Source organism: Faecalibacterium gallinarum (assembly GCF_022180365.1).
GTDB classification, from domain to species: Bacteria; Bacillota; Clostridia; order Oscillospirales; family Ruminococcaceae; genus Faecalibacterium; species Faecalibacterium gallinarum.
In genome coordinates this window covers 182,559-194,445 of sequence record NZ_BQKV01000027.1, presented here as the reverse complement: position 1 = coordinate 194,445, position 11,887 = coordinate 182,559, and the positions used below count along the sequence as shown (strand labels likewise).

Annotated in this window: 14 protein-coding genes; 5 read left to right on the top strand and 9 right to left on the bottom strand. The window is 61.0% G+C overall.

What is annotated here, in order from left to right; translation table 11 throughout:
* Window positions 1-380: 380 nt before the first annotated feature.
* A complete protein-coding gene (locus JCM17207_RS04815; RefSeq protein WP_373871922.1) occupies window positions 381-1,298 on the bottom strand; it encodes a SufB/SufD family protein in 918 nt (305 codons plus the stop codon).
* Window positions 1,298-2,041 carry an ABC transporter ATP-binding protein gene (locus tag JCM17207_RS04810; RefSeq protein WP_238316528.1) on the bottom strand — a complete coding sequence of 248 codons (744 nt, stop codon included), beginning with the start codon at window positions 2,039-2,041 and terminating at the stop codon, window positions 1,298-1,300. Before JCM17207_RS04810 ends, JCM17207_RS04815 begins: the two co-directional genes overlap by 1 nt.
* A 201-nt stretch (window positions 2,042-2,242) precedes the next feature.
* Between JCM17207_RS04810 and JCM17207_RS04805 the strand changes: the two genes are divergently transcribed.
* From JCM17207_RS04805 to JCM17207_RS04795, 3 genes are all read left to right on the top strand, one after another.
* Window positions 2,243-2,482 (top strand): hypothetical protein, encoded by a 240-nt coding sequence (locus JCM17207_RS04805; RefSeq protein ID WP_238316527.1) that lies wholly within the window; start codon window positions 2,243-2,245, stop codon window positions 2,480-2,482.
* A 120-nt stretch (window positions 2,483-2,602) separates the two neighbouring features.
* Complete coding sequence (locus JCM17207_RS04800; RefSeq protein ID WP_238316526.1) at window positions 2,603-3,244, top strand: DUF1751 domain-containing protein; 642 nt, start codon at window positions 2,603-2,605, stop codon at window positions 3,242-3,244.
* A gap of 28 nt (window positions 3,245-3,272) precedes the next feature.
* Entirely contained in the window at window positions 3,273-4,238 is a 966-nt protein-coding gene (locus JCM17207_RS04795; protein WP_238316525.1) for a DNA polymerase III subunit delta', read from the top strand.
* Between the two features lie 66 nt (window positions 4,239-4,304).
* Here JCM17207_RS04795 and JCM17207_RS04790 read toward each other — a convergent pair whose 3' ends face one another.
* Window positions 4,305-5,609, bottom strand: a complete 1,305-nt coding sequence (locus tag JCM17207_RS04790) for a D-alanyl-D-alanine carboxypeptidase family protein (RefSeq protein WP_238316524.1) — start codon at window positions 5,607-5,609, stop codon at window positions 4,305-4,307.
* A 149-nt stretch (window positions 5,610-5,758) separates the two neighbouring features.
* Between JCM17207_RS04790 and JCM17207_RS04785 the strand changes: the two genes are divergently transcribed.
* Both JCM17207_RS04785 and JCM17207_RS04780 read left to right on the top strand, forming a co-directional pair.
* Complete coding sequence (locus JCM17207_RS04785; protein WP_238316523.1) at window positions 5,759-6,283, top strand: gamma carbonic anhydrase family protein; 525 nt, start codon at window positions 5,759-5,761, stop codon at window positions 6,281-6,283.
* Window positions 6,284-6,618: 335 nt separating this feature from the next.
* The gene (locus tag JCM17207_RS04780; protein WP_238316522.1) at window positions 6,619-7,269 is read left to right on the top strand and encodes a CPBP family intramembrane glutamic endopeptidase; all 651 of its coding nucleotides are present in this window, start codon (window positions 6,619-6,621) and stop codon (window positions 7,267-7,269) included.
* A 33-nt stretch (window positions 7,270-7,302) separates the two neighbouring features.
* Here the strand turns inward: JCM17207_RS04780 and JCM17207_RS04775 are convergent, their stop codons facing one another.
* The 6 genes from JCM17207_RS04775 to JCM17207_RS04750 all read right to left on the bottom strand — a co-directional run bounded on the left by JCM17207_RS04775 (window position 7,303) and on the right by JCM17207_RS04750 (window position 11,690).
* Window positions 7,303-8,070, bottom strand: coding sequence for a biotin--[acetyl-CoA-carboxylase] ligase (locus tag JCM17207_RS04775; protein WP_238316521.1), 768 nt, complete (start codon window positions 8,068-8,070; stop codon window positions 7,303-7,305).
* The gene (locus tag JCM17207_RS04770; RefSeq protein WP_238316520.1) at window positions 8,067-8,555 is read right to left on the bottom strand and encodes a metallophosphoesterase family protein; all 489 of its coding nucleotides are present in this window, start codon (window positions 8,553-8,555) and stop codon (window positions 8,067-8,069) included. The genes JCM17207_RS04775 and JCM17207_RS04770 overlap by 4 nt, the downstream gene beginning before the upstream one ends.
* A gap of 31 nt (window positions 8,556-8,586) precedes the next feature.
* Window positions 8,587-9,444, bottom strand: a complete 858-nt coding sequence (gene rsmI / locus JCM17207_RS04765) for a 16S rRNA (cytidine(1402)-2'-O)-methyltransferase (protein ID WP_238316519.1) — start codon at window positions 9,442-9,444, stop codon at window positions 8,587-8,589.
* Between the two features lie 57 nt (window positions 9,445-9,501).
* Complete coding sequence (locus JCM17207_RS04760) at window positions 9,502-10,248, bottom strand: tRNA1(Val) (adenine(37)-N6)-methyltransferase (RefSeq protein WP_238316518.1); 747 nt, start codon at window positions 10,246-10,248, stop codon at window positions 9,502-9,504.
* 100 nt (window positions 10,249-10,348) lie between these two features.
* Window positions 10,349-10,519, bottom strand: a complete 171-nt coding sequence (fdxA, locus tag JCM17207_RS04755) for a 4Fe-4S ferredoxin (RefSeq protein ID WP_238316517.1) — start codon at window positions 10,517-10,519, stop codon at window positions 10,349-10,351.
* Window positions 10,520-10,784: 265 nt separating this feature from the next.
* Window positions 10,785-11,690: a PSP1 domain-containing protein gene (locus JCM17207_RS04750; protein ID WP_238316516.1), complete on the bottom strand. Its 906-nt coding sequence runs from the start codon at window positions 11,688-11,690 to the stop codon at window positions 10,785-10,787.
* Between the last annotated feature and the right edge of the window lie 197 nt (window positions 11,691-11,887).

Sequence of the window (11,887 nt, the reverse complement as noted above, 5' to 3'; positions counted from 1 at the left end):
ACGCAGAGTCATTCCCTGGCTGCGAAGCTCTATTATTTCCTTCTCGTGTTCCTGAATGTGGCTGTATTTTCTGGGCATAGCAAAGACCTCCTGTAGTAGTTTTATTCTACCACAGGAGGCCTTCTTTTTTCACTGTCTACTTTTACTGGGGCGGTTCACCGCTGGCGGGGGCTTTTTTATCCGCGCCGTAGATCAGTGTAAAACCAAAGGGTTCAAGCCGCGGCAGCTCGACCTGCTGCGAACCACAGCGTTTTAGAAACAGCCTCTTTCTGCCCAAGTTCCTTGAATGGAAGGGTGGGTGGGGATAAAAATTTGCCCGGCGGAATGAAAAAACAGCCCCTGCAAAGCAATGCAGGGGCTGCTGTTTTGGTTATAGAAAATTATTTCAGGAAGCCGTTGATGATCTGCTCCTCGGCCTCGGCCTCGGTCAGGCCCAGGGTCATCAGCTTGATGATCTGGTCCCCGGCGATCTTGCCGATGGCGGCTTCGTGGATTAGAGCGGCGTCCAGGTCGTTGGCCTCCAGCTGGGGGATGGCCAGGATCTTCGCCTTGTCCATGATGATGGCGTCGCACTCGGTGTGGCCGGTACAGGGGGCGTTGCCGGTGATCCGGGAGTCAAACTTCTGATAGGAGTTGTCCTTGGCCACCGAGCGGGAAATCACGTCGGCGCTGGCCCCCTCGCCGTTCAGGTTGACGGCGTAGCTGCTCAGGGCGGTCTGGCTGCCGTGGGTCATCAGGCGCTCCCGCACCACCAGCCGGGCCCCGGCGGCCAGGTTGGCCTTGGTTTTCCGGTCGGTGGAGTCCACGCCCTTGATCTGGACCATCTCCATCTCCATGGAGCTGCCCTCGTCCAGATAGGCCTCGGTCACCGGGTTGAGAATCCGTTTGCCCTGGCCATCGCCGGAACCATAGTGCTTCTCCACGTATTTCACATGGGCGTTTTTGCCCAGATAGAACCGGTGGATGCCGTCGTGCTCGGCGTCCTGAACGCCGCAGTTGTCGATGCCGCAGCCCGCCACGATCACCACGTCGCTGTCCGCCCCCACAAAGAAGTCGTTGTAAACCGTCTCCTTCAGGCCGCTCTCGCTCAGCACCACCGGGATATGAACGCTCTCGTTTTTGGTGCCGGGCTTGATCTGGATGTCAATGCCGCTGCCGTCCGGTTTCGGGGTGATGTCGATGTTGGCGGTGGTGTTCCGAGCTGCGGTCTTGCCGTTGGCCCGGATGTTGTAGGCCCCTTCGGGGACGGTGTGCAGGTCGGCCACCTCGGCCAGAATTCGCTTTTGAATCTCGTCCATTATGCTCTCCCTCCCTGTTCCAGCACACTGCAAGCCCCCACCGCGGCGGTGGTGCCCAGCAGGCCGGGCAGAATCTCGGCCCGGGGGCCCTGCTGGACCACCTGGCCCTTGGCCAGGACGACGATCTCGTCCGCGATGTTCAGGATCCGCTCCTGGTGCGAGATGACCACAATGGAGCCGTCCTGCTGGCGCTGCTGCATCCGCTCAAAGACCTGGATCAGGCTCTGGAAGCTCCACAGGTCGATGCCGGCCTCCGGCTCGTCAAAGACCGAGAGCTTTTTGCCCCGGGCCAGCACGGTGGCGATCTCGATCCGCTTGAGCTCGCCACCCGACAGGCTGGCGTTGACCTCGCGCCGGACATAGTCCTTGGCGCACAGGCCTACCTCGGACAGGTAGCCGCAGGCGTCGGTGATGCTCAGCTCCTTGCCCGCCGCGATCCGCAGAAGATCCAGCACCTGGATGCCCTTGAACCGAACCGGCTGCTGGAAAGCGAAGCTGATGCCAAGGTTTGCCCGCTCGGTGATGCTCTTGTGGGTAATATCCTCGCCGTCAAAGAGGATCTGGCCGGCCGTGGGCTGCTCGATGCCCGCGATCAGCTTGGCGAGGGTGGATTTGCCGCCGCCGTTGGGGCCGGTGATGGCGACAAACGTATGGTCCGGGATGGTCAGCGAGATATCCCGGATGATCTCTTTTTGGCCTTTGCCGTCCGCAACGTCAAAGGAAATATGCTTTAATTCCAGCATGGATTCACCTCATTGATACAATGCCTGTTCCGGCGGGAACAGGCGCTTTTTGCCCTAAAAAGGATTATAATAGCAAAAGCCCCCCCTGTCAACAAACACCGCCGGCCCATTGTGGAAAACCCGTGTTTTCCACAGGCGGGAAAACTCCCTTTTCTGGATTGTGGAAAATTTGGCAGCCGGATATTCCATATTGGAGAAATCTTGGCCCGAACTGCTGACAAGACAGAAAAAAGAAAGTTTTCCCCCGCCAAAACTTTCTCGGAACGGCCAAAAGAGGCTTTTTTGCTGCCGAAAAATACCGATTTTGACGGTCGGTTTTACCTGCCGTATAACCAAAGGAAAATTCTGGTGTTGAAAACCTGGTGGAAAAAGTGGAAAACCACCCGGAAAACTCCTGATTTTTCCCAAAAAGGAAGTGGAAAACCCGGTGGAAAAAGTTAAAAAAGCCCCTCGCGGTTGAATGACGGGGCCGATCATGGTACAATGATAACCAACATGGGCCCTTTGTGCCGGAAAGCACGCGGCGCCGATGATTCCTGGATTTTTAGGAGGCGTTCGTCTATGAACTGGTTCGATAAACTCGAGCGGCGGTTCGGCCGCTGGAGCATCCCCAACCTCACCTCGATTCTGGTGGGCGGGCAGATCGTGGTCTATGCGGTGGCCCTCTTTGTCAATCGAAACATTGCCTCCAGCCTGTCCCTCTATGCCCCGGCGGTGCTGTCGGGCGAGGTTTGGCGGCTGGTGACCTTTCTCTTTGTTCCCTATGCGGGGGGCGGTATCCTGGGCTTTGTGCTGGAAGCCTATTTCCTCTGGTTTATCGGCACCGCCCTAGAGCGGGAGTGGGGGGACTTCCGGTATAACCTCTATATCCTATTGGGGGCCCTGGGGGCGATTCTGGCGGCCTTTGTCACCGGCTGGGCCGATACCTATTGCCTGATCCTCTCCCTGCTGTTGGCCTTTGCCGCCCTCTACCCGGAGATGCAGGTGCTGCTCTTTTTTGTGCTGCCCATCCGGGTGAAATACCTGGGGATTTTCTCCGGGGCCATCTTCCTGCTGAGTTTTATCTCGGCGGGCTGGTGGACGAGGCTAAACTATCTGCTCTGCATGCTGGGGTATATTGTGTTCTTCGGGCCGGTGCTCTACCGCAACCTGCGGGCCTGGTACCGGCGGGAGCAGTGGAAGCGGAACAACCGCCGCTGGTAATTACAACCCGATGAAGGAGGCGCGCGCCATGATGCTGGACCGTCTGGCCGGCAATGAGACCCTAAAAGAGAGCGTGGCCCGGATGCTGGAGGCCCGGCGGCTGACCCACAGCCTGCTTTTGGTGGGAGAGCCGGGTCTGGGCAAGGGCTTTGCGGCCCGGTGCATCGCCGCCGACTACCTCTACCCCGCCGGGGGCCCGGCGGCCGGGGCCCTGGTGGAGGGCCAGTGCAGCAAAGCCGTGGCCAAAGCGGGCGACCGCCACAGCGGCCGGGTGGAAACCGGCCTGGTGCGGGAGGCCATCTCTCTGGAAGGGATGGGCAGCGGCGGGCGGTATCTGGTGGGCCAGGTGACCGCCATGCGGCGGGAGATCTTCAACACCGGCCTTTCGGCGGCGGGCCGGGCAGTGCTGCTCTACCATGTGGAGCAGATGAACGAGGAATCCGCCAACGCCCTTTTAAAAGTCATGGAGGAGCCCCCTGAAGGGGTCCTCTTTATCCTGACGGCGGACAGCCTGGCAGGGGTTCTGCCCACCATCCGGAGCCGCTGCGTCAGCTTTGCTCTGGCCCCGGTGGCCCCGGCCCAGTGCGCGGAGTACTGCGCTGCCCAGGGGGTAGACCCCGCCGAGGCGGCCTTGCTGGCGGAGCTCTACGACGGCCAGATCGGCACGGTACTCTCCGCCGCCCAGGACCCCGCCCGCCGGGGCCGGGTGGAACAGGCCCAAGCCCTGGCCGAAGCGGCGGCCCGGCAGGACAGCTATGCTGCCTCCACCCTGCTGGCCAAATACGAAAAAGACCGTTCCGGCGGGGCGGCGCTGCTGCGGGAGTTTGGCGCCCTGGCCTCGGCGGGGCTGCGGGGCAGCCCCCACTGCCCCCTGAACGGGGCCCAGGCCGGGCGAGCCCTCCGGCTGGCCGATGAGGCCCGCCAGAAGCTGGAACGGCAGGTCAACCCGAAAATTGTTCTCCAGCTTCTGGCTGCCCGGCTGGAGGAAACCTGACCGAACAAAAAGGCCGGGGAGGGCGCACCTCCCCGGCCTTGGTTCCATTATAAAGTTGTGTGCCCCTCAGTGACGGATGCGGCGGCCCCGGCCCGAACGGCGGCGGCGGAACAGCCCTTGGCCGCCCCCCATCAGGACGGTGGCCACGCTCAGCACCAGCAGGGCGGCCAACAGTGCCGGAAGAAGCAGCAGGGTGGCCTTGCTGTCGGTGATGAAGTCGGATACATACTCCCGGCGGGCCACCAGATCGGTTTTGCCCACCTCGTAGCCGTCCAGATAGACGGTGGCGGTGCCGATCACCTGGCCGGGCTTGACGGAGGCCCGGACCGATTCGGGCAGATCAAACTGGAAGGTGACCTCGTCCTCGGCGTGGCCGTAGCCGGTGACCTCGGCGGCAGCGTAGAGCTCCACCGCCTCTTCGCTGCGGCACTGGGTCAGGGGCACCGTGGTCAGAACGGTTTCGGTGTCCACCAGCAGCCGGTCGTTGAAGCTGGCGAAAGCCCAGTCCAGGATCTCGGCGCACTCACGGTAGATGTTGTCCAGGTCGGATTTCAGCACCACCAGGCCGTAGGTGTGGCCGTCCTGCTCGGCGAAGGTGACGAAGCACCGCCCCGCCAGGGTGGTGAACCCGGTTTTCATCCCCCGGATGTAGTCCCGGTAGTACTCGTACTCGGGGTTCAGCATCAGGTTGGTGGTCTTGATCTCCCGCTCGCTGGTGTGGAGGTTGGTGGCGGGCAGGGTGTAGGTCAGGTTCTGAGCCGCCTCCATATAGCCGGGCTGGGCGTAGCAGGCCGCGGCAATCCGGGCCAGATCCCGGGCAGTGGAGGCGTTGCCGTAGTCATAGAGGCCGTGCACACAGCTGAAAGTGGTGTTGGTGCAGCCCAGCTCGGCGGCCCGCTCGTTCATCTGGGCCACAAAGGTGGTGAGGCTGCCCCCCGCCAGATCACTGGCGATGACGCTGGCAGCGTCGTTGGCGCTGGCCACCAGCAGGCAGTTGAGCAGGTCAATCCGCCGGACTGTCTCCCCGATCTTGAGCCCGGCGGTGGTGCCGTTGGCGTTCTGGATGTCGGTGAACTCCTGGGTCAGGCTGGTGGGGATGGTGACCTCGGCTTCCAGGTCCACCCCGCTCTCGAGCAGCAGCAGGGCGGTCATCATCTTGGTCAGACTGGCGATGTACATGGGCTGATCGGCGTTCTGCTCGAGGATCACTTTCCCGGTGTCCAGGTCAAAGAGATAGATGGCCTCGTCGGGGTAGGTGGTCTGGATGGGCATGGGATAGGAGGCAAAGCCGGGCAGAGCCAGAGCGGCAGCCAACACCAGGGCCAGCGCCAGAGCCAAAGCCCGGCGGAACAGACGAGCAGAAACTTTCATGAGCGGATCTCCTTTTGGGCGGAGCCGGGGGCGGCCCCGCGGTGGATGATACAGAGATAAAACGAAAAACAGGGGCGGACCCCCTGCAAAATCAGTCTCTTTATAAAAGATACCACAAAACCGGCAAAAGAGAAAGGTGGTTTTTCACAATGATTGCTGCATTTGGTGGAAAAATACCCCAGGACAAGGGCGCGGCCTTTGTGGCCGAAAACGCCACGGTGCTGGGAGACGTGACCCTGGAAGAAGGGGCCAACATCTGGTATGGGGCAGTGCTGCGGGCCGACGAGGGAAAAATCCTCATTGGCCCGGGGGCCAACGTCCAGGACAACGCGGTGCTGCACTGCGACCCCGGCGGGCAGGTGGTCCTGGGCCGGGATGTGACGGTGGGCCACAGCGCCATTGTCCACGGCTGCACGGTGGGAGATAACACCCTGATCGGGATGCACGCCACCCTGCTCAACCACTGCGTGGTGGGCAGCGGCTGCATCATCGGGGCGGGGGCCCTGGTGCCGGAGGGAATGGTGATCCCGGATGGCGTGGTGGTCGTGGGGGTACCCGCCCGGGTGATTAAACCCGCCAGCCCCGAACAGCAGGCCGCCACCGCCCACAACGCCGCCGAATACGTCCGGCTGGGGCGGGAACACGCGGCGATTCAGGGTAAAAACAAGGGTTAAAAAGGCCCGGAAAAGCTTTTACACATTCTTCACAGGTTTGTAATCATTTTCACGCAAAAGCTGGGTATACTACAATCACAAAGAAACGGGGCCGCAACCGTTCTTTGTACATGATTCCTCCTCACACCAAAGCAATACCCCATACAATCCCCCCGCGTCGGTGAACCGCAAGCGCCGACGCGGGGGGATTGTCATTGTGGGAGTGATTAAAGCCTCCCGCTCTGTTCATGAACTCGGGGGACAGTCCCGAATCCCTTGACGATGATCCCAAGGGGTGTATAATCAAAATTGTATTTCCAATCTTGTACAGAGTGATTAAAAAGTGGGGCGTTTTTATGTACGAAAAACGAGAGAAGCTGTGCGGCATCATTGCGGTGGTATACTATATAGCCTATTGGTTTCTCCTCTTATTGTGCGGGAAAGTTCAGGTCCTGACCCAGAGCAGACTTTTTACCACTGTTTTATACACGCTCATATTTGTATTAACCGTCGCTTTTGTCTATCGAAAAGAGCACAGCTGGCGCAGCCTCGGTTTTCCCGGCGAAAAGAACACAAAGACCGATCTTTGGCTCGGGGCTGTTCTTATTCTGGCCGGTATTTGTATTAAGATCTTTCTTGTGTGGAAAGTATTCGGGCAGCTGACTGGGGATCTCTGGTTTCAAATTCTCTGGACGATTCCCTATTACCTCTTCTATATTGCGGCCGTGGAGGAAATTCTTTTCAGAGGTTTTATCCAAAACTATCTATTCGGGCTGAACCTCAACCCAAAACTGGTATTCTGCCTGGGTGGGATCTTCTTTTCTTTATTCCATCTGCCCTATCAGATGTACAACCGCGGATTTTCTTCCCTGCTGGTATATACCGTACAGATGATCCCCAGTCTGGTGTTTATCTTCTTTGTTCATTTGGCACTGTGTCTGATTGCGAAAAAGCGGGAAAGCATCATCCTGCCCATTGTAATCCATTTTCTGATGGATTATCTTTGATCATAAAGAAAAAAGCGGGCGAAAGCCCGCTTTTTATATTGCTCCGTAAATGCCGCGCACCGAGACTTCTCCGGTAAAGACGTGCTGCTGGCCGCTGTCGGTTCGCACCACCAGCCGGCCGTTTTCGTCGATGTCCTCGGCGATCCCCTCGCCCTGGCCGCCGCCCGGCAGATCGAAGGTCACCCGCCGCCCCAGATTCACGCAGGCGGCCTTGTACGCCTCCCGGAAAGGCGCGAACCCCTCCCGCGCGAAGGTGTAGAGGGGCCGGTCAAAGCCGAAATCGGTCAGAGCCTCCGCCAGAATTTCCGGGTCCCGGGCCAGATCCACCGCCGCCCCTTCCAGCGCCAGGGAGCTGCCGTAGGGCAGGCCCGCCGCCTCGAAATACTCCCGGGGCTGGGCCAGGTTGATCCCGATCCCCGCCATGTAGCCCCGGCCCTGGTTCTGGTAGCCGTAGCTCACGCTCTCACAGAGGATGCCCACGATCTTTTTGCCGTTCAAAAGCAGATCGTTGGGCCATTTGATCTGGCATTTCACCCCGTACCGCAGGGCCAGCTGCTGATGGACCGCCAGACTCGCCAGCAAGGGCAGAGTCTCCGGCTGGACCAGGTCTTCCCGGATCACCACCGTGCAGTAGAGGGCCTGGCCCGCAGCGTTGACCCAGCGGTGGCCCTGTCGTCCCCGGCCTGCCGTCTGGCTGGTGGTGTACACCGCGCCCACCGGCCCGAACTCCTCGAAATGGGCCTTGGCGTAGTTGTTGGTGCTGTCACACTCCGGGATATACCGCACTTCGTTCAGGCTCATCCCTTGGGCACCTCCCGATGCTCAGCGCTCAGGATTTTGCCGTTGTCCAGTACCATCACGCCGTAGGTATCCGGCCCGATGTAGCACCGCCCGCAGGAACCGGGGTTAAACAAAAAGACCGGTCCCTGCTGCTTGGCGATGGGAATATGGGTGTGGCCGAAGAGGGCGACTTCCGCCCCGCGGGCCGCCGCCGTATCCACCAGCGTATCCGTATCGTATTTAACGCCGTACATATGCCCGTGGGTATAGAAAACAACCACCTTGTCAAAGGCTGCCAGCCCGTCCAGGGGCTCTAATGCGCCATAATCGCAGTTGCCCGCCACCGCATACGCCCGCAGGCGGGGGGCGGTGGTCAGTGCCCGTTCCAGATCCCGCAGGCCGTCCCCCAGAAAAATCAGGGCATCGGCGTCAGCCTCGGCTTTCAGGATCCGGCGGATGGCGGGCTCACTGTTGTGGCTGTCGCTGAGAATCACAAGTTTGGTCATGTGCGGGTCCTCCTTTCTTTTTTTGGCAGAATTATGCCTCGTCCTCCTGACCGTTTTGGCAGGCCAGCATGGCTTTATACACTTCGCTCTTGGACCAGGGGGTGCCCTGGGCGGCGGTCTTGGCCGCGGCGGTGGGGCTCATGCCCCCCTGAGTCAGTTCCAGAGCCCGGGCAGCCGTATCCTCCAGGGTGGCGGCTTCGTCCGGCTGGGCGGCGGCGGGGGCCCCCGCCATCACCAGGACGTATTCTCCCCGGGGCTCGTTCTGGGCGTAGTACGCCACGGCCTCCCCCAGGGTGGTTTTCTGGATCTCTTCGTGGAGTTTGGTCAGCTCCCGGCAGAGGGTGATGCTCCGCTCGGGGCCGAAGGCCTCGGCCAGATCGTCCAGGGTGGTGCGGAGCTTGTGGGGCGCCTCGTAGAAGATCACGGTCCGCTTTTCCCCGGCCAGCTCTTCCAGTCGCTGGCGCTTCTGGCGGCGGTTCACCGGCAGAAAGCCCTCAAACACCCAGCGGGAGGTGTCCTGGCCCGAGACCGCCAGAGCGGTGACGCAGGCCGAGGCCCCCGGCACCGGCACCACCCGGATTCCCCGGGCCAGGGCGTCCCGAACGATGGCCTCGCCCGGGTCGGAGATGCAGGGCATCCCCGCGTCGGAGCAGAGGGCGCAGTCCTCCCCCGCCTCGATCCGGCGGAGAATCCCCTCCCCTTTTTGGAGGGCGTGTTCGTAGTAGCTCACCAGGGGCTTTTTCAGCCCCAGGTGGTTGAGCAGCCGCAGGGTCACCCGGGTGTCCTCTGCGGCCACAAAATCGGCCGCGCCGAAGGTAGCCGCCACCCGGGGCGGCATATCGTCCAGGTTGCCGATGGGGGTGGCGACGATATAGAGTGTACCGGCCATAATTTCCTCCCGTAATTCCCGCCGGGTCATTGGCGGGGCAGTTTGTGGGGATATTTGTCAGTCTGTTTCCCGGTTTTTCGACGGGTTACCCCGGCCGGGGCCATAGAGAGCCGCCCCCGCTTCCAGCAGAAGGTCCGGCTCGATCCGCAGCCCGGTGCGGCGGTTTTTCTGGGCTTCCACCAGAAAGAGCCAGGGGGCGCCCCCGGCCTGGTTTTTCACAAAGGCCAGCCGTTTGGGTTCCAGCCGGTGGGCCCGCAGAACCGCCAGCACCTCGGCCAGACGCTCGGGCCGGTGGCAGAGAGCCAGCTTCCCGCCGTCCTTCAAAAGCCGGAAGGCGCAGGCGCAGACATCTTCCAGGGTGCAGGTCTCTTCGTGGCGGGCAGCGGCCCGCTGGGGCGCAGCGCTTCGGGGCCCGTCGGTAAAATAGGGCGGGTTGCAGGCGCACAGATCGTACTGGCCCTCCCCCTGGCGGTACTGGCGCAGGTCGGCGCAGACCGGCTGGATGTGCTCGAGCCCCTGGTCCGACACCGCTGCCGCCAGCAGGGCGCTGGCCTCGGGCTGAAGTTCCACCGCCGTACAGGGGCCCCGGTGGCCACGGTCGTGCCATTCCAGGGCTACCACGCCGCATCCGGAACAGAGGTCGGCGGCCCGCTGACTGGGCCGGGGCGTACAAAACCGGGCCAGCAACAGGGCGTCGGAGCCGAACCGGTGGGCCGGCGTGCAATAGATCTCAGTGTTATTATACAAAATCTCGGTGGAATGTTCCATACTGCGGGCGGCCCCATCCTCAAAAAAATTTACCATCTGCGGCCCATAGGATCGCCCCTCTCTGGGGACGGGACGGGCAAAAAAACAGCAGATCCGGGCGGACCTGCTGTCTTCTGCGTTATCTGTGCCGCTGGAATTACTCAGCAGTGATTGCACCAGTGGGGCAAGCACCCTCGCAAGCGCCGCAGTCAATGCAGCTGTCAGCGTTCACAACAGCGACGCCACCCTCGACGGTGACAGCGCCAACGGGGCAAGCGCCCTCGCAAGCGCCGCAGCCAACACATGCATCAGAAACCTTGTGTGCCATAATAGTACGCTCCTTTCAACCCGTGCCTAAGAATCCATGTAAATAGAGAGCCGGTCCTGCACGGGCAGAATCCGCCTCTCGAGGAATACGATCCTTGAGTGGATTGTAGCAAAGCGGGCCCCAAAATGCAAGCCTAAGTCGGAACCCTTCTCCCGAAAACCGGACATTTTGGCTGATTGCACAAAACAAAACCGGAGTTACTGGGGAAATTGCGCCCGGATTTTGTCAAAAATCACCAGGGCTGCCAGACCAAAGGGAGGGTGGTTTACTCCTCCTCGGGGCTGGCGGAAGCCACCAGAGGGGCCGGATCCCGCAGGCCGGAATAATCGTCGTCCGGGTCGGGGCGGCGGGGAGCGCGTTTGCCGCCCGAAATATACTGGCAGACGCTGGCTTTATAGTATTTGGGGGCCAGAGCCTCGGCGGCGCAGCGCACCCGCAGATAGCCCGAGATGGGGTTGACCTCGATGACGGTTCCCACCCCGTCGGGGGTGCGGACAGTGCTGCCCACCATGGGCAGGATGCTGTTCAGATACTCGTAGGCGCTCTCCTCATAGGCCAGGCAGCACATCAGCCGGCCGCAGGCACCGCTGATCTTGGTGGGGTTGAGAGAGAGGCCCTGCTCTTTGGCCATCTTGATGGAAACGGGCTGGAAATCCTGCAAAAACCGGCTGCAGCAGAAGGGCTGGCCGCAGATGCCCAGGCCTCCCAGCATCTTGCTCTCGTCCCGCACGCCGATCTGGCGCAGCTCGATCCGGGTGTGGAAGATCCCGGCCAGATCCTTGACCAGCTCCCGGAAATCCACCCGCCCGTCGGCGGTGAAGTAGAACAGGATCTTGGAGCGGTCCAGGGTGTACTCGGCTTCCACCAGCTTCATCCCCAGGCCGTGGCGGGCGATGCACTCCTGACAGGTGCGGTAGGCCCGCTTTTCGTCCTCCCGGTTCTGACGCATCCGGCGGACGTCCACCCCGTCGGCGATCCGGGTGATGGGTTTCAGATTTTTGGGGGCGGCGGCGTCCTCCACCGGGCGGGCCGCCTGGACCACCTCACCGCACTCGACCCCCCGGGCCGTCTCCACGATGACGTAGTCCCCCACCTTCAGCTCGGCGCCTGCGGGGTCGAAGGAATAAGCTTTGCCGTTTTCTTTGAAACGGACGGAAATGACATTTTTCATTTTGATCCTCGTTGCATGACAAAAATTGTATGATAAAATGCGTTGCTGCGATTTGGGCAGATTGGCAGATGGAAAGCCATCTTACACTTTAGTATATCACAGCCGGGGGCGCTTTTCCATCCAAAAAATAGACCGGGGCGCCCTTGCGGGAAGATTTAACAGATTTATCGCTTCTTTCTCTCTTGCAAAGATTGGGG

What these genes read in the sequence shown, in the direction of transcription:
- JCM17207_RS04810 (WP_238316528.1), bottom strand. Translation starts at nt 2,041, where the DNA reads ATGCTGGAATTAAAGCATATTTCCTTTGACGTTGCGGACGGCAAAGGC.
- JCM17207_RS04780 (WP_238316522.1), top strand. Translation starts at nt 6,619, where the DNA reads ATGTACGAAAAACGAGAGAAGCTGTGCGGCATCATTGCGGTGGTATAC.
- fdxA (WP_238316517.1), bottom strand. Translation starts at nt 10,519, where the DNA reads ATGGCACACAAGGTTTCTGATGCATGTGTTGGCTGCGGCGCTTGCGAG.
- JCM17207_RS04760 (WP_238316518.1), bottom strand. Translation starts at nt 10,248, where the DNA reads ATGGTAAATTTTTTTGAGGATGGGGCCGCCCGCAGTATGGAACATTCC.
- JCM17207_RS04785 (WP_238316523.1), top strand. Translation starts at nt 5,759, where the DNA reads ATGATTGCTGCATTTGGTGGAAAAATACCCCAGGACAAGGGCGCGGCC.
- JCM17207_RS04795 (WP_238316525.1), top strand. Translation starts at nt 3,273, where the DNA reads ATGATGCTGGACCGTCTGGCCGGCAATGAGACCCTAAAAGAGAGCGTG.
- JCM17207_RS04770 (WP_238316520.1), bottom strand. Translation starts at nt 8,555, where the DNA reads ATGACCAAACTTGTGATTCTCAGCGACAGCCACAACAGTGAGCCCGCC.
- JCM17207_RS04775 (WP_238316521.1), bottom strand. Translation starts at nt 8,070, where the DNA reads ATGAGCCTGAACGAAGTGCGGTATATCCCGGAGTGTGACAGCACCAAC.
- JCM17207_RS04750 (WP_238316516.1), bottom strand. Translation starts at nt 11,690, where the DNA reads ATGAAAAATGTCATTTCCGTCCGTTTCAAAGAAAACGGCAAAGCTTAT.
- rsmI (WP_238316519.1), bottom strand. Translation starts at nt 9,444, where the DNA reads ATGGCCGGTACACTCTATATCGTCGCCACCCCCATCGGCAACCTGGAC.
- JCM17207_RS04800 (WP_238316526.1), top strand. Translation starts at nt 2,603, where the DNA reads ATGAACTGGTTCGATAAACTCGAGCGGCGGTTCGGCCGCTGGAGCATC.
- JCM17207_RS04790 (WP_238316524.1), bottom strand. Translation starts at nt 5,609, where the DNA reads ATGAAAGTTTCTGCTCGTCTGTTCCGCCGGGCTTTGGCTCTGGCGCTG.
- JCM17207_RS04815 (WP_373871922.1), bottom strand. Translation starts at nt 1,298, where the DNA reads ATGGACGAGATTCAAAAGCGAATTCTGGCCGAGGTGGCCGACCTGCAC.